This is a genomic window from Chitiniphilus shinanonensis DSM 23277, assembly GCF_000374805.1.
Taxonomy (GTDB): Bacteria; Pseudomonadota; Gammaproteobacteria; order Burkholderiales; family Chitinibacteraceae; genus Chitiniphilus; species Chitiniphilus shinanonensis.
The window spans coordinates 86,531-109,664 of the sequence record NZ_KB895338.1; the positions used below are offsets into that span (position 1 = coordinate 86,531).

18 protein-coding genes are annotated in these 23,134 nt (G+C 68.0%); 2 read left to right on the top strand and 16 right to left on the bottom strand.

Going from position 1 to position 23,134, the window contains the following annotated elements; translation table 11 throughout:
* Window positions 1-146: 146 nt before the first annotated feature.
* The 13 genes from C556_RS19630 to mutS form a co-directional block, all read right to left on the bottom strand.
* A complete protein-coding gene (locus C556_RS19630) occupies window positions 147-1,367 on the bottom strand; it encodes a hypothetical protein (protein ID WP_018747422.1) in 1,221 nt (406 codons plus the stop codon).
* Window positions 1,345-2,517, bottom strand: coding sequence for a methanobactin export MATE transporter MbnM (locus tag C556_RS0106465; RefSeq protein ID WP_018747423.1), 1,173 nt, complete (start codon window positions 2,515-2,517; stop codon window positions 1,345-1,347). The genes C556_RS19630 and C556_RS0106465 overlap by 23 nt, the downstream gene beginning before the upstream one ends.
* Entirely contained in the window at window positions 2,517-3,452 is a 936-nt protein-coding gene (locus C556_RS0106470) for an MbnP family copper-binding protein (protein ID WP_018747424.1), read from the bottom strand. Before C556_RS0106470 ends, C556_RS0106465 begins: the two co-directional genes overlap by 1 nt.
* 213 nt (window positions 3,453-3,665) lie before the next feature.
* Window positions 3,666-4,067, bottom strand: coding sequence for a DUF2946 domain-containing protein (locus C556_RS0106475; RefSeq protein ID WP_026262865.1), 402 nt, complete (start codon window positions 4,065-4,067; stop codon window positions 3,666-3,668).
* A gap of 565 nt (window positions 4,068-4,632) precedes the next feature.
* The gene (locus C556_RS19635; RefSeq protein WP_018747426.1) at window positions 4,633-5,121 is read right to left on the bottom strand and encodes a retropepsin-like aspartic protease family protein; all 489 of its coding nucleotides are present in this window, start codon (window positions 5,119-5,121) and stop codon (window positions 4,633-4,635) included.
* 3 nt (window positions 5,122-5,124) lie between these two features.
* Window positions 5,125-7,032 (bottom strand): ATP-binding cassette domain-containing protein, encoded by a 1,908-nt coding sequence (locus C556_RS0106485; protein ID WP_018747427.1) that lies wholly within the window; start codon window positions 7,030-7,032, stop codon window positions 5,125-5,127.
* A 141-nt stretch (window positions 7,033-7,173) separates the two neighbouring features.
* The gene (locus tag C556_RS0106490) at window positions 7,174-7,995 is read right to left on the bottom strand and encodes a thymidylate synthase (RefSeq protein ID WP_018747428.1); all 822 of its coding nucleotides are present in this window, start codon (window positions 7,993-7,995) and stop codon (window positions 7,174-7,176) included.
* 246 nt (window positions 7,996-8,241) lie between these two features.
* Window positions 8,242-9,438 carry a chromate efflux transporter gene (gene chrA, locus C556_RS0106495; RefSeq protein ID WP_018747429.1) on the bottom strand — a complete coding sequence of 399 codons (1,197 nt, stop codon included), beginning with the start codon at window positions 9,436-9,438 and terminating at the stop codon, window positions 8,242-8,244.
* Entirely contained in the window at window positions 9,438-11,507 is a 2,070-nt protein-coding gene (locus tag C556_RS0106500; protein ID WP_083930437.1) for a sensor histidine kinase, read from the bottom strand. The genes chrA and C556_RS0106500 overlap by 1 nt, the downstream gene beginning before the upstream one ends.
* A gap of 69 nt (window positions 11,508-11,576) precedes the next feature.
* Window positions 11,577-12,131: a transcription elongation factor GreB gene (greB, locus tag C556_RS0106505; RefSeq protein WP_018747431.1), complete on the bottom strand. Its 555-nt coding sequence runs from the start codon at window positions 12,129-12,131 to the stop codon at window positions 11,577-11,579.
* Window positions 12,128-13,231: a 23S rRNA pseudouridine(2605) synthase RluB gene (rluB, locus tag C556_RS19640; RefSeq protein WP_018747432.1), complete on the bottom strand. Its 1,104-nt coding sequence runs from the start codon at window positions 13,229-13,231 to the stop codon at window positions 12,128-12,130. Before rluB ends, greB begins: the two co-directional genes overlap by 4 nt.
* Window positions 13,232-13,452: 221 nt before the next feature.
* On the bottom strand, window positions 13,453-13,887 hold the full coding sequence (locus C556_RS0106515; RefSeq protein WP_018747433.1) for a hypothetical protein: 435 nt from the start codon (window positions 13,885-13,887) through the stop codon (window positions 13,453-13,455).
* A gap of 65 nt (window positions 13,888-13,952) precedes the next feature.
* Window positions 13,953-16,553, bottom strand: a complete 2,601-nt coding sequence (gene mutS / locus C556_RS0106520) for a DNA mismatch repair protein MutS (RefSeq protein ID WP_211214685.1) — start codon at window positions 16,551-16,553, stop codon at window positions 13,953-13,955.
* Window positions 16,554-16,782: 229 nt separating this feature from the next.
* Between mutS and C556_RS0106525 the strand changes: the two genes are divergently transcribed.
* Both C556_RS0106525 and C556_RS21555 read left to right on the top strand, forming a co-directional pair.
* A complete protein-coding gene (locus tag C556_RS0106525) occupies window positions 16,783-17,826 on the top strand; it encodes an extracellular catalytic domain type 2 short-chain-length polyhydroxyalkanoate depolymerase (RefSeq protein WP_018747435.1) in 1,044 nt (347 codons plus the stop codon).
* Window positions 17,827-17,946: 120 nt separating this feature from the next.
* The gene (locus C556_RS21555) at window positions 17,947-18,792 is read left to right on the top strand and encodes an ankyrin repeat domain-containing protein (protein WP_018747436.1); all 846 of its coding nucleotides are present in this window, start codon (window positions 17,947-17,949) and stop codon (window positions 18,790-18,792) included.
* Window positions 18,793-18,888: 96 nt separating this feature from the next.
* Here the strand turns inward: C556_RS21555 and gdhA are convergent, their stop codons facing one another.
* The 3 genes from gdhA to fusA form a co-directional block, all read right to left on the bottom strand.
* Entirely contained in the window at window positions 18,889-20,232 is a 1,344-nt protein-coding gene (gdhA, locus tag C556_RS0106535) for an NADP-specific glutamate dehydrogenase (RefSeq protein WP_018747437.1), read from the bottom strand.
* Between the two features lie 349 nt (window positions 20,233-20,581).
* Window positions 20,582-20,920, bottom strand: a complete 339-nt coding sequence (locus C556_RS0106540) for an antibiotic biosynthesis monooxygenase family protein (RefSeq protein ID WP_018747438.1) — start codon at window positions 20,918-20,920, stop codon at window positions 20,582-20,584.
* A 169-nt stretch (window positions 20,921-21,089) separates the two neighbouring features.
* Window positions 21,090-23,117, bottom strand: coding sequence for an elongation factor G (gene fusA, locus C556_RS0106545; protein ID WP_018747439.1), 2,028 nt, complete (start codon window positions 23,115-23,117; stop codon window positions 21,090-21,092).
* Between the last annotated feature and the right edge of the window lie 17 nt (window positions 23,118-23,134).

Genomic DNA, 23,134 nt, shown 5'->3' on the forward strand with positions numbered 1-23,134 from the left:
TTTTTCATGGTGCATGCCCCATGGCGTGCCGCCGTCATCCCACGCCGCTGGGCTGACCCGCCCGGCCAATCCAGCCGATCCGCAAGAAAAAGGCCGGCCTGACGGCCGGCCGAACGTTCGCGGGTTTTTCCGCCAACGAGGAGTCCTCAGCGCGGCCAGCCTCCGCCGAACAGCTCCGGCGCCTGCCACACCGCGCGCAGCGCCACATACGGCGTGTGCTGATCGGCCAACTGCTCGCTGCCGGCCTCGATGCTGAACAGCCAGTCGTGCCACGGTCGCCAGCCGAGCATCGCGCCGAAGCGCGTGGCGCCGGGGTTGTCGAGCAGACCGGCGTCGCGCGCCACCGAGGTCGCGCCGGGGCCGCGCAGCGTGTGGTCGGCCTCCAGCCACTCGTAGCGCAGCGCCGTTTCCCAACGGGCGTCGAACTGCCAGGCCGCCTGCGCCCAGCCGCCCCAGGTGGTGCCGCGATAGCGCGTGTCGCCGTTCTGCGCGGCGAGCGATCCCGCCTCGCGCCGCGCCAGCAGCGCACCGGACAACGCCAGCGATGGCAACGGCGTCGCCCAATTGCCGGACAGCCCGGCCAGATCCACCGTGCCATCGAAGCACACCCGCTGCGCCAAGGTGCCCGAGCAATCCGGCGAGCCGTGCACGTGCCCTGCCCCGCTTCCTTGCGCGAAGGCGCCGCGCGCCTGCGGTTCCAGGTGGGCGTAGAACGCATCCACCAGCAACGTCTCGCGCCCGAAACCCAGCCGCAGCATGGGGAACAGCCGGTCGCCGCCATCGCCGGGAAAGGCGTCGCTGCGCCACATGCCCAGGTCCACCCGACGTAGCCAGGGCCAGGGTTCGTCGCTGCTGCGCAGCCAGCGCAGATTGACACCGCCCTCCTGCCAATCACCGTCGAACAACGCGCGCTTGGCCAGGGGCATGGTGAGAAAACGGTCGAAATGCCCGCCGCGCTCGATCACCGCGCCGATCGGCAGGGTGTCGCGGCCGGCGCCGAACGCCAGGTCGGTGTGGTCGAGCGGAAAATTGCCTTCGAACCACGCTTCCTCGACGTGGGCCTTGCCGTCGTCGTGCCAGCCCACGGCGGCGTGGCCGCCGAACGCGGGCGTGAGCCGCGCCGCCAGTTCCAGCGTGGCGTGTTCCAGACGCCAGCCGCGGCGGTCGTCGTAGCGGCTGCCGTTGCCCAGGATGCCGGGCAGCGTCGGCGCCGGATAAGGCGGATCGGCGTCGAGGTATTCGCCGGCCAGTGCGGCGCCGAAGCGCCAGCTCGGCCATGACGGGATGGCGGCCTCGCCGCTGTCGTGCGCCTGCGCGCCCAGCGCCAGCAAGGCCAGCAGGCCGCTAGCGGCGGAACGGATCGGCAAGCTTGGGATTGGTAAGCAGTTCATGGTCGGTCAGTGTCTTGAGGAAGGCGATCAGATCGTCGATCTCGGCCTGGGTCAGCGAGATGCGGGTGATCAGCTCGTCCTTGTAGGGGTTGGCACGGCCGTCGCCCGCGTAGGGGCCATCGACGATGTTGCGGCCGCCGGCGGCGTAGAAGGCGAGCACCTCCTCCAGCGTGCCGACGCTGCCGTCGTGCATATAGGGTGCGGTCACTTCCACATTGCGCAGGCTGGGCGCGCGGAACTTGCCCATGTCGGCGGCGTGCCGGGTGAATTCGATCAGCCCGACGTTGGGCTCCGGGAAGGCGCCGGTGCCGCCCAGGTTGTAGAGCCCCGTGTTGTGGAACGGCGTTTCGACGAAGCGGGACGCCGCGTGCACCGTCTGGTCGTTGAAGTTGAAGCTGCCGTGGCAATGGAAGCACTCGGCCTTCTCGCCGAAGAACAACTGCATGCCGCGCAACTCGGCGCTCGATAGCGTTGCCTTGCCCGACAGGTACTGGTCGTAGCGGCTGTTGCCCGACAGGATGGTGCGCTGGAACGCGGCGATCGCCTTGACGATGTTGCCCCAGTTCACCGGCTGCGCCTCGCCGGCGAACGCCGTGGCGAAGCGCCCCGGGTAGTCGCCGTCGCCGGCGATGCGGCCCAGTACCTCGTCCTTGTTGGCATCGTTGACGCCCATCTCCACCGGGCGCACGCCGAACAGCGGCACTTCCATCTGCCGCTCCAGGCTGGTCATCACCGGGTTGGCCCAGGTCAGCGTCGGGTTGAACACCACGTTGGCCAGACCCTGCGCGTTGCGCGGGTGCGGCTCGCCGGTGGAGCCCAGCGCCACGCGGCGGCCGTCGGTGAACGCCTTGTCCTGCTGGTGGCAGGATGCGCACGCCTGGGTGCCGTTGCCGGACAGGCGCACGTCGTAGAACAGGCGTCGCCCCAGCTCGACCTTGGCGTCGTTCATCGGGTTGGCCTCCGGTACCGCCGGTGCCGGGAAGAACGCCGGCAACTGCCAGGCAAAGGCGCCGCTGCCGGGTGTCTCGTCGACCACGGTGGTGCCGCCGCCACCGCCGCAGCCCGCCAGGGCGAGCGGCAGCAGCGCGGCCAGCCATGTCGCGCGCACGAAATGGCTGGCGGTCATCACTTGTTCTCGACGCGGAACAGCTTCTGCCCGTGGCCGCCGTCGATGGCCAGGCCGCTGGCGAGGTCGATCTTCAGCGCGTCGAAGATCGCCGGGCATTCCGGGTCGGTCGGGTTGCTCATGCAGCCGGGCGAGCCGCCGCCGTTGACGGTGATGTCGGACGTCGCCAGCAGGGTTTTCAGGTCCACCACGATCTGCTGGGTGGCCGCGTCGAAGCTGTGCGAGTGCCAGTCCATGCGGTTGGGGCGGGCGCAGGTCACCGTTTCGTCGTTGGCCGGATTGCCGGTGCAACTGCCCGCACCCAGGTGGACGAAGAACGCGTGACTGCTCCAACTGCCCGCCGCGCCTTGCGGATCGGCCAGTTCGATCTTGGTGAACAGGCGCCCGGCGGTCCAGCTCCAGGCCATCGCCTGCACGTCCAGCGGAGCCGGCGCGGTGGCGACGTTGCTGTGGTTCTGCGCGGCCGGCAGACCCACCACGAACTTGATGCCGGTGTAGTTGCCCGGCGGGACGGTGCCCACCAGCCGGCTGTTCATTGCCGCGTTGCCGCCGGCGCAGGCGCCGGTGCCGTCCTCCAGATCGATCAGCGCCGCGCCGTCGTGCTGCCAGGTGCTTTCGCTCAGCGTGACCGGGGTTTCGACGTCGTTGGCGTCGAGCAGCGCCACGCTCGACACGTAGAAGCGCAGGTCCTGCAATTGCGCTGCCACATTGCCGCTGCCCAGGCCGGCGATCTCGCTGCCGCACGCCACCGGCGCGGTGCCGGCCTTGGCGACGAAATCGATGGCCAGCGCCTGCGGCGCGGGGGTCGGAGTCGGCGTGGGCGCCGGCGCGGGGGCCGGAGTGGGAACGGGGCCGCTGTCGCCACCGCCGCCGCAGGCGGTCAGCAAGGTGGTCAAGGCCAGGGAGGCGCCCAGGGCGAGGGATTGCATGCTCATCGTGTAGTCCTTGGTATGGGTGTGACGCGGGCTCGGTCGGCCCGCTGTCCGGTACGGCTCAAGCGAGGTCCACGCGACCGCGCGCACCAGCCCCGATGGCTGGCGCGGCGCAGCATCGACGCAAGCGGAACGAGGTCCGGCGCGACGCTGGCGGTATCGTGAGGAACGGAAACGGCGGCCGGGCGACCTCAGGCCGCGCCGGCGTGGGCGGGATCAGGCGTGCAGGCTGGGCGGGCCGCGCGGCGGCGGCAGCAGGAGGGCGTCGACCGAGGCGACGTGTCGATGGGCCTGGATCGTCGCCGGAATGGCGGCCAAGCTCGGCAGACCGGGCGGTTGCTCGACCGGCGCCAGCCCGAAACTGCCGGCGTGCGTGACGCAGTACTGGCAGTAATTGGCGGACAGCGCATCCAGCAGCGAGGGCTTGCTGGTCTGCGAGGGATGCTCGCTGGTTTGCACCGAGCACACCACCAGCGCATCGAGCGGCGATTCGAGCAACGCCGCGCGCGTCATGCTGACCGACGGCGCCAGTGCATTGAGCAAAACGGCGAACAACGCCAGTCCCAGGGCTTTACGCCACCAGGACTTGCGCAGGAACACGCCGTATCGGTTGCTCAAGGACAGGCTCGCGGGTCAGGGGCCGCCCTGGGGCGGACGGCCGATCATGAAAACTCGCGGATATTACCTGCCAGTCTTTCAGGACGACAGCATTTCTTTCGACAAAGGGCGGAATCGGTGGAGGGAGCGGTTACGAGGCGCGCAGGAAGTCGGGGAAACCAAAAGAAAATCTGTGGACACAGAGCGCGGGGAGCGCACAGAGAACACAGAGAAAACCGGAGAAATCAAAGTCACGGACAAATTGTCTACAGAAGTGGTCTGTGGCACAGAAAAGGGCGACGCAATCTGTGGACACAGAGCACGGTGAGCGCACAGAGAACACGGAGAAAACCGGAGAAATCAAAGTCGCGGGCGAAGGCGACCTTTTTGCCTTTCTCCGTGTTCTCTGTGCGCTCGGTGGACTCTGTGTCTACAGAAGTTGGCCGTAGCGCCGCCCGCAAGGCCAGCGGGATGGGCCTAAACCTTCCGACGCACTTCCTTCCGCCTTTCTCCGTGTTCTCTGTGCGCTCGGTGAACTCTGTGTCTACAGAAGTGGCCTGTAGCGCGGCCCGTCCAACCAGCCGGCTCAGTCTTGTGGCGGGCGGCGCAGGATCATGCGCTCGCCGCGCATCACCACTTCCAGCCGGCCCAGCACGTTCATGCCCAGCAGCACTTCGTCGCCGGGCATGTTGGGCACCACGCCGGCGCCAACGTGGGTCAGCCGCAGTCCGGGCAGGGTCACCGTGTCCAGCCGGGTGGCGTAGCCCTCCACGGTGCCGTTGGCGGTCTGCGACACCAGCGTCTCGCCGCGCGGCAGGTCCAGGCGCGCCGCCAGCGGCGCCGGCAGCGTGATCGAGCTGGCGCCGGTATCGACCATGAACACCACCGGCAGGCCGTTGATCTCGCCGCGCAACCGGTAGTGCCCGTCGGGCGAGCGCGGAATCGCCACTTCGCCCGCAGCCATCTCGATGGCCATGGCGGGTTGCTGGCGGGCTTCCAGAAAGCGCTGCATCGCCAGGAACACGCCGGCGAACACCAGCAGCCAGACGACGAGGGGGCCGAGGTTGTTACGCATCGCTCATTGCGCGGCCAGCGCTTCGAGTTCTTCGTGCAGGATCAGCCAACGCTCTTCCAGTTCGCCCAGGCGCGTCTTCACCTCGGCTTCGCGCCGCAGCGTGTCCTGCAAGCGCTGCTTGTGCTCCGGCGCATAGATGCCCTCTTCCGCCAAGGCCGCGCTCAGCGTGGCGTGTTCGGCGGACAGCGGGTTCATTTCCTTTTCCACCTTGGCCAGTTGCTGCTCCAGCGGTTTGCGCTGCGCGGCCAGACGCTGCCGCGCTTCGGCCTCGGCGCGCTTCTGCGCCTTGCGGTCGAGCGCTTCGCCCGATGATGCGGTCAGCCCTTCCTGGCGGTTGGTCTCCAGCCGCTTTTCCTGGCTGTAGCGGGTGTAGTCGTCCAGGTCGCCGTCGAACGGCCGCACCCGGCCGTCCTCGATCAGCCAGAAATCGTCCACGGTGGCGCGCAGCAGGTGCCGGTCGTGCGAGACCACGATCAGCGCGCCGTCGAAGTCGGTCAGCGCCCGGGTCAGCGCCGCGCGCATCTCGATGTCCAGGTGGTTGGTCGGCTCGTCCAGCAGCAGCAGGTTGGGCCGTTGCCAGATCAGCAGCGCCAGCGCCAGCCGCGCCTTTTCGCCGCCGGAGAACGGCGCCACCGGCCCGGTCGCCATGTCGCCGTGGAAATCGAAGCCGCCGAGGAAGTTGCGGTGCTCCTGCTCGCGCGTCTGCGGGTCGAGCTTCTGCAAGTGCCACAGCGGTGATTCGTCCAGCCGCAGGTGCTCCAGCTGGTGCTGGGCGAAATAGCCGATCTTCAGACCCTTGCCTTCCACCCTCTGCCCGGAAAGCAGTTGAAGTTCGCCTTCCAAGGTCTTGATCAGCGTGGATTTTCCCGCGCCGTTCACCCCGAGCAGACCGAGCCGAGCCTGCTTTTCCAGGCTGAGGTTCAGGCCGCGCAGCAGCGGCTGGCCGGCGGCGTAGCCGGCTTCGCCGTTCTCCACCCGCAGCAGCGGATTCGGGCTGGATTCCGGCTCGCGGAAGCCGAAGGTGAACGGGGTGTCGACATGGGCGGCGGCGATGCGCTCCATCCGCTCCAGCGCCTTCACCCGGCTCTGCGCCTGCTTGGCCTTGCTGGCCTTGGCCTTGAAGCGGGTGATGAACGATTCCAGGTGGGCGATCTCGCGCTGCTGCTTGTCGAACGCCTGTTGCTGCTGCGACAGCTTTTCGGCGCGCTGCGCCTCGAAATCGGCGTAGTTGCCGGTGTAGAGGGTGAGCTTGCCGGCATCCACGTGCAGGATGGCGCCGACGGTGGCGTCGAGGAAATCGCGGTCGTGCGAGATCACCAGCAGCATGCCCTGGTAGCTGCGCAGCCAGCCTTCCAGCCAGACCACCGTTTCCAGGTCCAGGTGGTTGGTCGGTTCGTCGAGCAGCAGCAGGTCGGAGCGGCACATCAGCGCCTGCGCCAGGTTCAGCCGCATGCGCCAGCCGCCGGAGAAGGTCGAGACCGGGCGGCGCATCTCGTCCTCGGAGAACCCCAGGCCCGACAGCAGCTTGGCGGCACGCGCCGGGGCGCTGTAGCCGTCGATGGCCTCCAGCCGGCCCAGCAGTTCGCCATGGCGCACGCCGTCGTCGGCCACCCTGGCCAGTTCGGCCTCGATGCCGCGCAATTCGGCGTCGCCATCCAGGGTGTAGTCGAGGGCGCTGGTCGTCAGCGCGGGGGTTTCCTGCGCCACGTGGCCGATCACCAGCCGGGGCGGCAGTTCCAGGTCGCCGCTGTCGGCGTGCAACTCGCCGCGCAGCAGGCCGAAGAATGAGGATTTACCGGCGCCGTTGGCGCCGACGACACCGACCTTCTGGCCGGGATGGAGGGTCAGCTCGGCCTGGTCCAGCAGGACCTTGGTGCCGCGCCGCAGGGTAAGGGACTTGAGGCGGATCATGGGGCGCAAGTCTACCGCAAAGGACCGCCCCACGCCCCGTCGCGATCCACGCCGGCCTTGTCTGGAAGCCGGTTGCGGCGCAAGGCACGGCGGGGGTGCGGCGCCCTCTGCCGTGGCGCCAGAAGGGCCGGCTCGCGACGCTCAGACGGCGACCGGCGCCTTGATCGCGGGCCACGGGTCGTAGTCTTCCAGCGCGAAATCGTCGAACTCGAAGGCGAACAGATCGTCGCGCGCCGGGTTGATGCGCATGCGCGGCAACGGGCGCGGCTGGCGCGCCAGCTGGGTCTGCACCTGTTCCAGATGGTTGAGGTAGATGTGGCAGTCGCCGCCGGTCCAGATGAACTCGCCCGGTTGCAGGTCGCACACCTGCGCCAGCATCAGCACCAGCAGCGCATACGAGGCGATGTTGAACGGCACGCCGAGGAAGATGTCGGCGCTGCGCTGGTAGAGCTGGCAGCTGAGCTTGCCGCGCTGGTCGGCGTCGCCCGGCTGCGCCGGCGCCACGTAGAACTGGAAGAAGGCGTGGCACGGCGGCAGCGCCATTTCCTCGATCTGCCCGACGTTCCAGGCGGAGACGATGATGCGTCGCGAATCGGGGTTGTGCCGCAGTTGTTGCAACACCTGGGCGATCTGGTCGATATGGCGGCCGTCGGCGGTCGGCCAGCTGCGCCACTGGTAGCCGTAGATCGGCCCCAGCTCGCCATCGGCCGCGGCCCACTCGTCCCAGATGGTGACGCCGCGTTCCTTCAGCCAGTTGTTGTTGGTCTCGCCGCGCAGGAACCACAGCAGTTCCTGGATGATGGAGCGCAGGTGCACCTTCTTGGTGGTGACCAGCGGAAAGCCCTCGGCCAGATCGAAGCGCATCTGGTGGCCGAACACCGACAGCGTGCCGGTGCCGGTGCGATCCTCCTTCCGGACGCCATGGTCGAGAACGTGCTGGAGAAGGTCGAGGTACTGCCGCATTGCCGGACTCCTGGAAACGGTCGCGCCGCGAACGCGGCGTTCCGCGATTCTATGCGAAAGCGGGCCGCTGTTCGATGTGGCGTAGAGCGGCTGACAAAACCCGGCGGAGCGATCCTGGCAAGAAGCGCGAAACGTCCTGAAAGGCGGTCAACCGGACTTCCTTCGGTCGCATACGGTACAAGGCGTACGGCAAGTTCGGCTCGGCGCCCCCGCGCGACGCCGCCAGGAGGGCTTTGTCAGCCGCGTTTACCCCAGTGCCGCGCCGGCCAGTGCGCAGCCCAACACCACTAGCCACGGTGGCCAGCGCCAGCGCATCAGCGCCCACAACGCCGCACCCGCCACCAGCGCATCCACCGGCCGCAGGATGGCGCTGGTCCAGACCGGGTGGCAGAACGCGGCCAGCAGCAGCCCGACCACCGCCGCGTTCACCCCGGTCAGCGCGCCGCGCGCCAGCGGGTTGCCCGCCAGGCGCGACCAGAACGGCAGCGCGCCGGCCACCAGCAGGAACGACGGGGCGAAGATCGCCACCAGGCAGAGCGTAGCGCCGGCCCAGCCGCTGGGCGGTGCGTTCATCGCCGCGCCGAGGAAGGCGGCGAAGGTGAACAGCGGCCCCGGCACCGCCTGCGCCGCGCCGTAGCCGGCGAGGAAGGTGTCGTTCGCCACCCAGCCGCTCGGCACCGCCGCCGCCTGCAACAATGGCAGCACCACGTGGCCGCCGCCGAACACCAGCGCGCCGGCGCGGTAGAAGGCGTCGACGAGGGCGAGGGCATGGCTCGGCCAGTAATGCTGCGCCAGCGGCAACCCCAGCAGCGCGACGACGAAGATGCCCAGCAGCAGCGCGCCCAGCCGCCGGCCCAACGGCACCGGCAGCGATGCGCCCTGCTCCGCCGTGGCGCGCCAGCGGATGGCGCCGATGGTCGCGGCCACGGCCATCGCGCCGAGCTGGCCCCACGCGTCGGGGCGGATGAAGGCGAACGCGGCGGCGCACAGCGCCAGCGCCATCCGTGGCGCATCGGGGCACAACTGGCGCGCCATGCCCCAGATCGCCTGCGCCACGACCGCCACCGCCACCACCTTCAGGCCATGCAGCACACCGGACGGCAGCAGCGCCTGCCAGGCGTCGAGGCCCAGCGCGAACAGCGTCAGCAACAGGGCCGATGGCAAGGTGAAGCCGGCCCAGGCCGCCAACGCGCCGCCGAAGCCGGCGCGGCCCAGGCCGAGCGCCATGCCCACCTGACTGCTGGCGGGGCCGGGCAGGAACTGGCACAGCGCCACCAGATCGGCGTAGGCGCGGTCGTCCAGCCAGCGGCGGCGGGCGACGAACTCGTCGCGGAAGTAACCCAGATGCGCGACCGGGCCGCCGAACGAGGTCAGGCCCAGGCGCAGAAAAATGAGAAAGACCGCCCAGGGGCGGTCTTGACGGCGGTATGTCGCATTTGTCATCAGGCTGCCGGGCGCGCCAGCGGCAGGTCGATGTAGAAGGTGGCGCCGTGGCCGAGCACGCTTTCGCAGCCGACCTTGCCCTGCATCGCCTCGACCAGTCGCTTGACGATGGACAGCCCCAGGCCGGTGGTGTGCTCGCCGCCGGTGGGCACGGCGGAAAGCCGGCTGAACTTGCGGAACAGCCGTTCCATCTCGTGCGGGGCGATGCCCGGCCCCTGGTCGGACACCCGCACCTGCACCCGCTCGCCGATGACGATGGCCTCGACGCGGATGGTGGTCTGGTGCGGCGCGTACTTGGAGGCATTGGAGATCAGGTTGTCCAGCACCTGCCACAGCGCTTGGCGGTCGGCCTGCACCATCAGCCCGGACGGGGTGTAGATGCACAGCTGCTGCTTCTCGCCGAGGCGGTTCTCCCAGTAGGCGGCCAGCTCGCTGCACACCGCGTCCAGCGACACCTGCTCCGGCCGCAGGTGGTACTGCCCGGCTTCCAGCGCGTTGATGTCGAGCAGGTTGCCCAGGATGCGCTGCATGCGCTCGGACAGCTTGACGATGCCGAGCAGGCGATCCTCCACCCGCTCGTGCGACCACTCGCCCAGCTTGCCGACGATCAGGTGGGTCATGCCCTGGATGCTGGCGACCGGGTTCTTGAGGTCGTGCGCGGCGATGGTCAGCAGCTCGTTCTTTTCCTCGTTCAGCTGCGTCAGGCGCAGGTTGGCCGCTTCCAGCTCCAGATTGCGCACCGCCAGCTCCTGGGTGCGCGCCTCGACCAGCCCTTCCAGGTTGTGCCGGTGCTCCTCGATGGTGGAGGCCATGCCGTCGAAGGTGCGGGCCACGTCGCCCAGCTCGTCGGCGCGGTGCACGTCCAGGTCGGGGCTGCGCCGCCCTTCGGCCAGCGCGCCGATGGCGCCCTTCAGCCGACGCAGTGGCAGCGCCACGTCGTGCTTCAGGGTCCAGGCCATCACGCCCAGTTCCAGCAGCAGCGCCACCACGCCCAGCAGCAGCACCATGCTGGCGGCGATGGCGGCCTTCTCGGTAAGCAGACGCTTGGGGTAGACCGAAACGAACAACCAGTTGGCGCCCTTGATCTGCGCCACGCCGAGCCAGGCGCTGCCGTCCGGTGCCTCGACGAAGGGGTGCGCCGGGGTGGCGCTCAGCGCCGCCTGGTACATGCCGCGCACTTCCGGGTCCTCGACGCGCAGCAGGTTGTAGGCGCCGCCGGCCTCGCGGATCTGGCTGGCGCGCGCCGGATGCGCGATCAGGTCGCCCGAACGCGAGACGATGAAGTTGTGGGTGCCGGGAATGCTGATGCTGTTGGTGCGCTCGATCAGCTCGTCGAGCAGCACATCCTGGCCGGCGCCGCCGACATAGCGGCCGAGGTAGTCGATTGGCGTCACCACCGACACCATCCACTGCACCGCCTGCTTGTCGAAGTAGATGCCGGTCCAGAAGGTCTTGCGCTCGGGGTTGCGCGCCGGCGTGGCGCCCAGCTCGGTTTCCAGGTCGTAGGCGAAGTCCGCCACCGAGCCGTTGCGCGCGTAGTTGAGGTCCGGCAGGAACATGATGCTGCCGTCCGAAATGTTCAGGTCGATGAAAGTGTCGTAGTAGCGACTGCGGAACGCCGGGCCGTACTCGCTCGCCAGCTGGAAGCCCACCAGCACCTGGCGCATGAAGTCGGGCGTGAGCTTGGCCGAGGGCAGCAGCGCCACGGTGGCCTGGTGCTCGAAATCGTCGCGCTCCAGCCGCACTCGCCACATGCCGTCGCGTTCCTGGTTGAGCAGGCTGTGAAACTGGGGCGCCGGGTCGGTATCGCCCAGGTGCGACAGGCGCCGCACGAATTCGTCGCGCAGGCGCTTGGTGTTGGTTTCCGCCTGGAGGAACGGTTCGCTTTCCAGCTGGCTGCGCGCGGCGATGTACTTGCCCAGGTTGACCAGTGCCTCCTCCTGGAAGCGCCAGTAGCTGTAGTAATACGAGATCGCCGTGACGATGAGCGCCACCACCCCGATGCGCAGGGCCATGTTGCGCAGGACGCGGCGGAACAGACTGGAGGAAGGTGGAGCTGACGCGATCATGGCGCGAGCATAACGGTACGCTCGCGCCCTTAGCAAAGATTTCTGAAATTGCGCATCAGAATCGGGGGGTTACCCGATTGGCTGGTATTTCACTTCGACGATTTCCAGCTCTTCGACGCCGCTGGGCGTGCGCAGCGCCACCACGTCGCCCTCGCGGGCCTTGAGCAGCGCGCGCGCCACCGGCGACGTCCAGCTGATGTGATGCTTCTTGAGGTCGGTCTCGTCGACGCCGACGATGCATACCGTCTCTTCGCGGCCGTCTTCGCGCAGGTAGGTGACGGTGGCGGCGAAGAACACCTGGTCGGTCGGCTCGCGCTGGGCCGGATCGACCACTTCGGCGTTCTCCAGGCGTTTTTGCAGGAAGCGGATGCGGCGGTCGATTTCGCGCAGGCGGCGCTTGCCGTACTGGTAGTCGGCGTTTTCGGAACGGTCGCCGTTGCTGGCCGCCCAGTTCACCACCTGGGTGACGTGCGGCCGCTCCTTGTGCACCAGTTCGTACAGCTCCACCCGCAGGCGGTCCCAGCCGCCCGGAGTCATGTAGTTCTTGCTGCCGGCGGGCACCTTCAGCTCGGGAGGCAGTTCGTCGTCCGCGTCGTCGTTCTCGCGGGTGAACGCCTTGCTCATGCCTTGGCTTCTCCGTTCAGCTTGAGGTCGGCCCACTTCATCACCGCCAGCGTCTCGGTTTCGTTCAGCTCATAGAACTGGCCGCGCTTGAGGCGCGGCGGCAGGCCGAACATGCCGAAGCGCACCCGCATCAGCCGGCTGACGGTCAGCTCGAAGTGCTCGAACATGCGGCGGACTTCGCGGTTGCGGCCTTCCTTGAGCACCACGTTGTACCAGTGATTGGCGCCCTCGCCGCCCGACGCGTCGATGCGCTCGAACCTGGCGGGACCGTCGTCCAACTCGATGCCGCGCTTGAGCTGGGCGATCTGCTCGTCGGTCAGCTCACCCAGCACGCGCACCGCGTATTCACGCTCGATCTCGAAGCGCGGGTGCGTCATGCGGTTGGCCAACTCGCCCGAGGTGGTGAACACCAGCAGGCCGCTGGTGTTGAAGTCCAGCCGGCCGATGGCGATCCACTTGCTGGAGGCCAGCTTGGGCAGGCGGTCGAACACGGTGACGCGGCCTTGCGGATCGTCGCGGGTGACCAGTTCGCCTTCCTGCTTGTGGTAGAGCAGCACGCGCGGCAGGCGGTCGGCCCAGCGCAGCTGCACCCGCTTGCTGCCCACGCGCACGTCGTCGCCCGGCTTCACCTTGCAGCCCAGCTCGGCCACCTTGCCGTTCACCGTGACCTTGCCTTCGGCGATCCAGGTCTCGACTTCGCGGCGCGAGCCCCAACCGGAGAACGCCAGTGCCTTTTGCAGGCGCTCCTCGCCGATCTGGTCCGGTGTGAGGCGCTTCTCGCGCAGCTGCTTCTGCTTGGCCACTTCCTTCTGCGAGCCGGCGCGCACCGCCAGCTTCTTGGCGCGGGTCACCGGGGCCTTGCGCGCCACCGGGGCGGCGGCGTATTCGCCCTCGGCGGGCTTGGTCCCCGGCTTGCCGCCGGCCTGGGGCGCCGGCTTGCCGCGCGTGCCGCCCGGTTTGCCCAGGGCGGCCTTGCTGCTGACCCATTCGTCGCCGGCCGCGTGCGGCTTGCGACGCTGCGCGACCTGGCCACGGGCCGTGGCGCCGGCCTTTTCCTCGCGGATCGCCGGCTGCGGGCGTCGGGCTCGGGTATTTCTCATTGCGGATCATCCAAAAGCAAACCGCGATTATACCTGCGGCGGCAATGACAAGGGCCGCCCGCGGGCGGCCCGGATATGGCGACAGGACAAGGGCGAGTCCTGAATTTAGAGCGGCTGACAAAACCCAGCGAAGCGGTTCTGGCAAGGAGCGCGAAACGTAGACAGTACAAGGTGTACGGCAAGTGAGCGTGACGCAGCCAGAAGGGTTTTGTCAGCCGCTCTCAGCGTGCCGAGAAGAAGGCGATGCTGCCCAGGCTGGTCAGCCCGAGATTGAAATACTGCGGCGGCACCGGATCGGCGGCACCGCGCAGTTCGGTCCTGCGCAGGATCTCGAACAGCACTTCGATTTCCTTGAACCACTTCAGCAGGCGGGTATCGCCATTGATCACGCCTTCGATCCGCTCCTTGGCCGGATGCTCGCCCTGCACCGCGATGCGGCCATCGTCGGTGCCCACCAGCTGGATGGCCGGCGGCACGGTGATTTCGTGTTGCAACAGCAGGGCGCCCAGATCCTCGCCGTACTTCTTCAGTTCGATCGCCGCCTTGTTACGGATGTCCGAAAGCCGGATTTCGCCCTCGTCCCCGGAGACCCCCAGGAACCGGGCGATGCCATCGTCCAGTGCGGTCCCCTCCCCCATTTCGCTGACCATGTTCATCGTTAAATCCTTATATCCGCCGTCACGTACATGTTTGGTGCACCCCATCGTAGCAAACGGATTTTTTAGTCTTTGCCCGGAAGTGACAAACGGTTGACCTGAGTCATGGAACGGAGTTCGTAGAGTTTTTCCAACGCCTGTCGGGGACTTAGGGCGTCCACGTCCAGCGCTTCGAGCACCTCGACGGCCGGGTGTGCCACGGGTTCCGCTTCCGGCGGCACCGGGGCGGCGAACAGGTCGCCTTGTAAGCCATTGCTGATACTGCCCTGTTCCAGCTCCACCAGCTTACGCTTCGCCTGTCGGATCACGTCACGCGGCACGCCGGCCAGCTGGGCCACCGCCACCCCGTAACTCTGCGAGGCCGGGCCTTCCTGCACCGCGTGCAGGAACACGATCTTGTCCTTGTGCTCGACCGCATCCAGGTGCACGTTGACCACATTGGGGTAATCCTGCGCCAGTCGGGTCAGTTCGAAATAATGGGTGGCGAACAGGGTGTAGGCACGGTTCTTCTCGATCAGCTGGCGGGCAATGGCCCAGGCCAGCGCCAGACCGTCGAAGGTCGAGGTGCCCCGGCCCACTTCGTCCATCAGCACCAGGCTGTGCTCGGTGGCGTTGTTGAGGATGTTGGCGGTCTCGGTCATCTCCACCATGAAGGTCGAGCGCCCGCCCGCCAGGTCGTCCGAGGCGCCGATGCGGGTGAAGATGCGGTCCACCCGGCCGATCACCGCCTGGGTGGCCGGCACCAGGCTGCCGACGTGCGCCAGCAGCACGATCAGCGCGGCCTGGCGCATGTAGGTCGATTTACCGCCCATGTTGGGGCCGGTGATCAACAGCAGTTTGCGGCGCAGGTTGAAGCACAGCGCGTTGGGGATGAAGTCGTCGATCTGGGCCTCGACCACCGGGTGGCGACCGGCCTCGATGTCGATCACGGTGTCGTCCACGAACTGTGGCGCCACGTAGCGCCCCATCACCGCGCGTTCGGCCAGGCAGGCCAGCACGTCCACGCTGGCGGCGGCGTGCGCGGCCAGTCGCAGCGCGGGCAGGTGCGGCTGCAACTGCTCCAGCAATTGTTCGTAGAGTTGTTTTTCCAGCGCCAGCGCGCGTTCCTGCGCCGACAGCGCCTTGTCCTCGAACTGCTTCAGCTCGGGGGTGATGTAGCGCTCGGCGTTCTTCATGGTCTGGCGACGCCGGTAGTCGGGCGGCACCTGGTCGACGAAGGAATTGGTGACTTCGATGAAATAGCCGGCGACGCGGTTGTACTCGACGCGCAGGGTGGCGATGCCGGTGCGTTCGCGCTCGCGTTGTTCCATCTGCGCCAGGAATTCGCCGCCGTGGGTCTGGATGGCGCGCAGCTCGTCCAGCTCGCCGCTGTAGCCATCGGCGATCACCCCGCCCTCGCGCAGCACCACCGATGGTTCCGGCAGAATGGCGGCGGCCAGCAGCGCGTGGATCGCATCGTCGGGCGCCAGCGCCTGGGCCAGGCCCTGGAAGAACTCGCCCTCGGGCAGTTGCGCGGCCAGTTGCGGCAGGCGCAGCAGGCTGTCGCGCAGGCTGGAGAGATCGCGCGGGCGCGCCGAGCGCAGGGCCACGCGGCTGGCGATGCGCTCGATGTCGGCCACTTCGTCGAGCGTGCGATGCAGATCGACGTAACCGCCGCTGTCGATCAGCGCCGAGATCGCCGACTGGCGTTGCAGGATGGCGCGATGGTCGCGCAGCGGGTGGTGCAGCCAATGGTGCAGCAGGCGCGAGCCCATGCCGGTGGCGCATTGGTCCAGCAGCGAGAACAGCGTCGGCGCCGTTTCGCCGCGGATGGTCTCCGTCAGCTCCAGGTTGCGGCGGGTGGCGGCGTCCAGTTCGATGTACTGGCTGGCGTGCTCGACGCGTAGTCCGGCCAGCGCCGGCGAGGCGCCCCCCTGGGTGGTCTTGACGTATTCCAGCAGCGCGCCGGCACCGCCCAGCGCCAGCATACCGTCGACCACGCCGAAGCCCGCCAGGTCGTGCACGTCGAAATGCCGGGCCAGATTGCGCGCGGCCGCCTGGGGGTCGAACTGCCACGCCGCCAGGCGCCGCACCGGGATCGCCAGCTGGTCGAGCAGCGCCAGCGCGGTGTCGTCGGCCACCAGCACTTCCGCCGGGCGCAGCCGCTCCAGCTCGGAGGGCAGCTTCTCGACATCGCTGTCCATCAGCGCGAAGTCGCCCGACGCCAGCGACAGCCACGCCAGCCCCAGCCGGCCCTTGTGCGCCACCAGCGCCAGCAGGCGGTTCTCGCGCTTGTCGTCCAGCAGTGCGGCATCGGTGAGCGTGCCGGGCGTGACCACCTTGACCACCTTGCGCTCGACCGGCCCCTTGGCGAGCGCGGGGTCGCCGACCTGTTCGGCGATCGCCACCGATTCGCCCAGCTTGACCAGCTTGGCCAGATAGCCTTCGCAGGCATGGTGCGGCACGCCGGCCATCTTGATCGGCTGGCCGGCACTCTGGCCGCGCGTGGTCAGGGTGATGTCCAGCAGCTTGGCCGCCTTGACGGCGTCGTCGAAGAACAGCTCGTAGAAGTCGCCCATGCGGTAGAACAGCAGCTTGTCGGGGTGCTCGGCCTTCATGGCGAGGTACTGCTGCATCATCGGGGTGTGGCTGAGGGCGCTGTTCTCTTTGATCTTTTCTCGTTTCATCGGAATGCGGGGCCGTGCGGAAGGCGTCTGGGCGGAAGGCCGCATTCTACCCGGCGCGCCGGGGCGGATCGACCTTCGGGCGGCCAGCCGCCCTCGCCGGCGCGCCGGGTATCGGCCGGCCGACCTTCCAGCCCCGGAAAACGGGCTGCCACCTTGGGCTTTGTTGCACTGCAACCAAAAATCAAGCGGAGCCGTCGCCATCGCGACGGAAAAGCATGGAGAAAGTCCAATGAACCCTCGCCGCCTGCATTGCCTGTTCCTGTTGTTGACGGTGGCTTCGGCCTGCGCCGAGCCGACACCACCCCCGTTACCGCCGCTGGGCGCCAGCGAGGAGATGCTTACCGTCTCCGGCCTGTCTTCCGGCGGCTACATGGCCGTGCAGATGCAGGTGGCGCACTCGGCGCTGGTGCGCGGCGCCGGGATTCTGGCCGGTGGCGCCTACTATTGCGCCCGCAACAACGTTGCCAACACCGTCAACTGCATGGCGCCGGGCAGCTCGTCGCTGTACCCGCCGGTGCCGCCGGTGTCGCGGCTGATCGACGAGGCCGAACAGCAAGGCCACCTGGGGCAGATCGATCCGCCCACCAACCTGGCCCAGCACAAGGTATGGCTGCTCAGCGGCAGCGGCGACCAGACGGTGACGACGCAGGCGGTGGACCTGCTGCGCAATTTCTATCGCCGCTGGGTACCGGAATCCGCGCTGGTCTACGCCCACGTGCCCACCGCCGGCCACGCGCTGATCCAACCCGACGCGCCCGACGCCAACGACTGCCCGGTCACCGCGTCGCCCTATATCAACCGCTGCGGCGAATTCGACGCGCCGGGCCGCCTGCTCGCCCACCTGCTGGGGCCGTTGCAACCGAAGAGCGAGTCGCCGCAGGGGCGCATCGTGCCGTTCTCGCAGCACGAGTTCACCGGGGGCACGTCCGACAGCCGGCTCTCAGGTCTGGCGAAGACCGGCTATGTGTACGTGCCCCCGGCGTGCGAGCAGGGCGGCTGCCGGGTGCACGTGGCGTTTCACGGCTGCCAGCAGCAGGCGGAACGGCTGGGGATGCTGTTCATTGAGGAATCCGGCTACAACCGCTGGGCCGACAGCAACCGGCTGATCGTGCTGTACCCGCAGATCGCCACGCAGTCGTTCTGGCCCAGCGTGTTCAACCCCAAGGCGTGCTGGGACTGGTGGGGCTACAGCGGCGTGGATTACCACCTGCGCAGCGGACGACAGATCGCCGCGGTCAAGGCCATGATCGACCGCCTCGCCAGCCCGCGCTGAAGCACGCGACGATCATCGGCGAAGGCTGCGCCAAATTGGTGCGCGGCTGGAGTCTCCCCCCGTCCGAATGCTATCTTCATCGTTTTGCCCATCGGGCCGCTTGGAGGGGAGACGCACGCCATGCATGTCGAAATCGGGGAAGCCTGGGACATCGTCCGGCATTATCGTGAGGACGAGGCCCAGGCTTGCCAGCGGCTGGAGGACTGGTTCAGCCACGGCGGCAGCGCGCTGGCCGGGCAGACCGGCGAAACCCTGATCGAGGCCCTGGTGCGCGCCGACTGGGTGGAGGGCGTCAACCTCGCGCTGCGCCATGGCTTTCATCCCAGCGACCTGCCCCAACCCGCCGTGCTGCTGTGCCTGGCCCCCAGCGGGCCGATGGCGCGCCGCCTGATCGAGGCCGGCGTGCCGGTCAATCCCGACCTCGCCACCGGCGCGCCCTGCCCTGTGGAAACCGCCGTGCGCGAGGATCGCCGCGAGGTGCTCGATGTGCTGCTGCACCACGGCGCCGACCCCAATATCCGCCTGTCCGATGGCGGCTGCCCGCTTTACTTCGCCGCCCACCTGGGCCGGGTGGAGGTCGTGCGCGCGCTGCTGGTGCTGGGCGCGGACGTCAACAACGGCGAGATCCATGGCGAGACGCCGCTGCTGGCGGCGATTGCCGAATTGAACGTGGACGTCACCCGCCTGCTGCTCGATGCCGGCGCCGACGTCGAGGCGCGGCGCCAGGACGGCGCCTCGCCGCTTCAGGTGACGCTGGCCGAATCCAGCGCGCTCCCCGCCGACGAGGCGGACAAGCGCCGCCTGAGCATCTTCGAGATGTTGTTGAACGCCGGCGCCGATCCGCTGGTGCAGCGCGACCCGACCCTGGTCGAACTGGCGCGGGAGCGCTTCGGCGAAGCCTCGCCGGTGGCCCAGGCCGTCGCGGCCTGGATCGAGCAGGCGCAGGCCACGCCGGCCGACAGCTGATCCTTTCCCGCCCCAAAACAAATACGGCGTACCGGATTCCGGTACGCCGTTTTGCATGGGCCAGCCCGCGCGGCGGGGCCGCGCATGGGGTTCGCCTCAGATCACGCCTTGCGACAGCATGGCGTCCGCCACCTTGACGAAGCCGGCGATATTGGCGCCGTTCACGTAGTTCACCTTGCCGTCCGCGGTCTGGCCGTAGCGCAGGCAGGCGCCGTGGATGCCCTGCATGATTTCCAGCAGGCGGCCGTCGACTTCCTCGCGGCTCCACGACAGGCGCATCGCGTTCTGGCTCATTTCCAGGCCGGAGGTGGCCACGCCGCCGGCGTTGCTCGCCTTGCCCGGCGCGTACAGCACGCCGGCCTTGTCGAATACGCGCACCGCGTCGGCGGTCGACGGCATGTTGGCGCCTTCGGCCACGCAGATCACGCCGTTCTTGACCAGCACGTGGGCGTCGTTGTCGTCCAGTTCGTTCTGGGTCGCGCACGGCAGCGCCACGTCCACCGGCACGTTCCAGGGCTTGATGCCCGGCTCGAAGTGGGCCTTGACGCGCTCGGCGTAGTCGCTGACGCGGCCGTAGAGATGGTTCTTCACTTCCATCAGTTCGGCCAGCTTTTCCGGGGTGAAGCCGTCGTTGTCGATCACGGTGCCGGTGGAGTCGGACACGGTCACCACCTTGGCGCCCAGCGCCATGGCCTTCTCGACCGCGTACTGGGCCACGTTGCCCGAGCCGGACACCGACACGCGCAGACCTTCCATGGTGCGGCCGGCGTGGCGCAGCATTTCCTCGGCGAAGTAGACGGTGCCGTAGCCGGTGGCCTCGGGACGCATCAGCGAGCCGCCGAACGACAGGCCCTTGCCGGTGAACACACAGTCGTTGCGGTTGGACAGCTTCTTCATCATGCCGGCCATGTAGCCGACTTCACGGCCGCCCACGCCGATGTCGCCGGCCGGCACGTCGGTGTCGGAACCCACGTGGCGGAACAGCTCGGATACGAAGGCCTGGCAGAAGCGCATCACTTCGCCGGGGCTCTTGCCCTTGGGGTCGAAATCGGAACCGCCCTTGCCGCCGCCCATGGGCAGGGTGGTCAGTGCATTCTTGAAGGTCTGCTCGAATGCCAGGAACTTGAGGATGGACAGGTTCACCGAGGGGTGGAAGCGCAGGCCGCCCTTGTAGGGGCCGATGGCCGAGCTGTGCTGGATGCGGTAGCCGCGGTTGACGCGGACTTCACCCTGGTCGTCCACCCAGGCCACGCGGAACATGATCACGCGTTCCGGCTCCACCAGGCGATCCAGCAGGCCGTGTTCGGCGTAGCGCGGATGTTCCTGGATGAAGGGCCACAGGCTGTCGATCACCTCGGTTGCTGCTTGCAGGAATTCCGGCTGGCCCGGATTGCGGTCGGCCACCAGCGAGAGGAATTCGTGCGCGTTTTGATACTTCATTTCTAGTCACCCCGGCATCAGTAATTGCACCAAAGCGGGGCATTCTATGCGAGTGAGAGAACAAGCACCAACGCATCTATTGAGCAAAAACAAGAAGATGTGAATGGAATACGATCTGCGGTATCGCCGCACCTGGATGGTGCACTAAGTCTCGGAATCGTCTGAAAAATGCGGGTTATTGCTGAACCGTTTTGGGGCAAAAAACTTTCATCGGGCGGAAAACGATTCCCGCCTTCCACGCAAGGCTGTGCCAGCCCCGGAATGGCTAAGCAGGGCAAAAAAGCCAACCAGGGCAAAATATGACAATCCGTCGGGCGATGTATGGAACCCGGAGTGTCGTATTTGCGCATCACTCCTGCGGCAAAGGGGTGGCCATCCGGGCCGGATGACCGAACGCGCCGTCGCCATAGGTGCGCAGCACCTGCGAGATGATCACCTGATAGCCGCTCAGCCATTCGCTGTAGCGCCGCTTGGCCTCCTGGTGCAGCGGGTGGGCGATCAGCGCGCGCAGACCGGCCTCGTCGGACCAGTAATACACATTGCACACGCGCCCGGTCTTCGGGTCCTCCCACGCTTCCTCGCCCAGGTAGCCCGCGGTCTGCCGCGCCGCCTCGGCGATCTGCGCGTCCAGGCGATGGAAATCATCGTCGAACTGGTGGGTGTCGAAGATGAAGGTGGCGCTGTACATGGCGATGGCTCCGAGGGTTGGGGCGAATCGGCCTTCGCTGGCGAGTGCGAAGGATGAAGGCCGGCGTGCCGGGCAAGGCGCGCGATGATAGAGGCATGGCGAGTGGTACGCAAAAAGAGCGGGCCCCAGGTCGATTTGCCCTGGAGCCCGCCCCGTTGCGTAGTGGCGATCAGTGGACGATAGCCGCCGCCACTTGCGCCGGCACCGGCGCGTAATGGTCGAACTGCATGGTGAAGCTGGCGCGCCCGGAACTGAGCGCACGCAGCTGGCCGATGTAGCCGAACATGTTCTGCAACGGCACCTGCGCCTCGATCGCCGCGGCGTTGGCACGCTGCGTCTGGTCGCGCACCAGCCCGCGACGGCGGTTGATGTCGCCGATGCTGTCGCCCACGTACTCCAGCGGCGTCACCACTTCCACCGCCATCACCGGCTCCAGCAATTGCGGGCCGGCGTCGCGCAGCGCCTGCCGCAACGCGGCGGCGGCGGCCAGCTCGAACGCCAGCGACGACGAATCCTTTTCGTGATGGCTGCCATCGAGCAGCGTCACTTGCAGATCCACCACCGGAAAGCCGGCCAGCACACCGGCCTCCGCCGTCCTGCGCACACCCGCCTCCACCGCCGGCACGAACTCGCGCGGCACCGCGCCGCCGACGTTGCGGTCGATGAAGACAAAGCCCGCGCCGCGCGGCAGCGGCTCCACCCGCAGCACCACCTCGGCGTACTGCCCGGCGCCGCCGGTCTGCTTGCGATGCAGGTAGCGCGTCTCGGCGGCGTGGGTGATCGTCTCGCGGTACGACACCTGCGGCCGGCCCAGCTCCGCCTCGACATGGAAGCGCGTGCGCATGTTCTCCAGCGCCACCTCCAGTTGCAGCTCGCCCATGCCGGACAGGATGGTCTGCCCGGATTCGGCATCCACCCGCAGCCGCAGGCTAGGGTCCTCCTGCACCATCGCGTGCAGCGCCTTCAGCATCTGCTGCTGGTCGCCCTGGGTGCGCGCCTGCACCGACACGTCGATCACCGGCTCCGGCGCGTCGATGCGTTCCAGCACCAGCGGATGATCCGGCGCGGTCAGCGTATCGCCGGTCACCGTGCTTTTCAGCCCGACCACAGCGACGATGGCGCCGGCCGCCACCGCGTCGCGCTCGTGCTTGCGGTCGGCGTGCATCTCGTACAGCCGCGAAATCCGCTCGCGCTTGCCCTGGGTGGCGTTGTACACCGTATCGCCCTGCTTCAGCCGCCCGCGATACAGGCGGATGAAGGTGAGCGTGCCGTGGTCGTCGTGCGTCACCTTGAACGCCAGCGCGGCCAAGGGGCCGTCCGGGTTCGGCTGGATGTCGTGCTCGCCGGCCACCGGCACGTCGGACGGCGACGGCAGGTAGGCGATCACCGCGTCCAGCAACGGCTCGACACCCTTGTTCTTGAATGCCGAGCCCAGCAGCACCGGCACGAAGCGGCCCGACAGCGTACCCCGGCGGATGCCGGCGCGCAGTTGCGCTTCGTCCGGCACGCCGCCGTCGAGCCACGCCGCCATCAGCGCGTCGTCCTGTTCCACCACCGCTTCGACCAATTGCGCGCGGGCGCTCGCCACCTCGTCCGCCAGATCCGCCGGCACCGGCCCGACCTCGGCCGGCGCGGGGTCGCCGTGCGCCGGCCAGGTCAGCGCCTGCATCGTCACCAGGTCCACCAGGCCGCGGAACTCGCCCTCGCGGCCGATCGGCCATTGCAGCGGCAGCGGCGTCACGCCGAGGCGCTGGCGCATCGATTCGACCACGCGCGGGAAATCCGCGCCGATGCGGTCGAGCTTGTTGACGAAGGCCAGTCGCGGCACGTGGTACTTGTCGGCCAGGCGCCAGTTGGTCTCGGTCTGCGGCTCCACGCCGGCCACGCCGTCGAACACCACCACCGCGCCGTCGAGCACGCGCAGCGAACGGTTCACCTCGATGTTGAAATCGATGTGGCCCGGGGTGTCGATCAGGTTGATCTGGTGGCCGTGCCAGAACACGGTGGTCGCGGCGCTGTTGATGGTGATGCCGCGCGCCTGTTCCTGCGGATCGAAATCCATGGTCGCGGCGCCGTCGTGCACTTCGCCCAGGCGATGGTTCTCGCCGGTGTAGTACAGGATGCGTTCGCTGGTGGTGGTCTTGCCCGCGTCGACGTGGGCGATGATGCCGATGTTGCGTAGGTTTCTGTCTTCCATGATGTGGTCCTTCCACT

Bases quoted from the DNA above. Each gene is read 5' to 3' on its own strand.
- greB (WP_018747431.1), bottom strand. From the start codon at position 12,131: ATGAGCAAGGCGTTCACCCGCGAGAACGACGACGCGGACGACGAACTG.
- C556_RS0106485 (WP_018747427.1), bottom strand. From the start codon at position 7,032: ATGATCCGCCTCAAGTCCCTTACCCTGCGGCGCGGCACCAAGGTCCTG.
- C556_RS0106515 (WP_018747433.1), bottom strand. From the start codon at position 13,887: ATGAACATGGTCAGCGAAATGGGGGAGGGGACCGCACTGGACGATGGC.
- C556_RS19635 (WP_018747426.1), bottom strand. From the start codon at position 5,121: ATGCGTAACAACCTCGGCCCCCTCGTCGTCTGGCTGCTGGTGTTCGCC.
- C556_RS0106540 (WP_018747438.1), bottom strand. From the start codon at position 20,920: ATGTACAGCGCCACCTTCATCTTCGACACCCACCAGTTCGACGATGAT.
- C556_RS0106465 (WP_018747423.1), bottom strand. From the start codon at position 2,517: ATGACCGCCAGCCATTTCGTGCGCGCGACATGGCTGGCCGCGCTGCTG.
- chrA (WP_018747429.1), bottom strand. From the start codon at position 9,438: ATGACAAATGCGACATACCGCCGTCAAGACCGCCCCTGGGCGGTCTTT.
- fusA (WP_018747439.1), bottom strand. From the start codon at position 23,117: ATGGAAGACAGAAACCTACGCAACATCGGCATCATCGCCCACGTCGAC.
- mutS (WP_211214685.1), bottom strand. From the start codon at position 16,553: ATGAAACGAGAAAAGATCAAAGAGAACAGCGCCCTCAGCCACACCCCG.
- gdhA (WP_018747437.1), bottom strand. From the start codon at position 20,232: ATGAAGTATCAAAACGCGCACGAATTCCTCTCGCTGGTGGCCGACCGC.
- C556_RS21555 (WP_018747436.1), top strand. From the start codon at position 17,947: ATGCATGTCGAAATCGGGGAAGCCTGGGACATCGTCCGGCATTATCGT.
- C556_RS0106500 (WP_083930437.1), bottom strand. From the start codon at position 11,507: ATGATCGCGTCAGCTCCACCTTCCTCCAGTCTGTTCCGCCGCGTCCTG.
- rluB (WP_018747432.1), bottom strand. From the start codon at position 13,231: ATGAGAAATACCCGAGCCCGACGCCCGCAGCCGGCGATCCGCGAGGAA.
- C556_RS0106490 (WP_018747428.1), bottom strand. From the start codon at position 7,995: ATGCGGCAGTACCTCGACCTTCTCCAGCACGTTCTCGACCATGGCGTC.
- C556_RS0106470 (WP_018747424.1), bottom strand. From the start codon at position 3,452: ATGAGCATGCAATCCCTCGCCCTGGGCGCCTCCCTGGCCTTGACCACC.
- C556_RS0106525 (WP_018747435.1), top strand. From the start codon at position 16,783: ATGAACCCTCGCCGCCTGCATTGCCTGTTCCTGTTGTTGACGGTGGCT.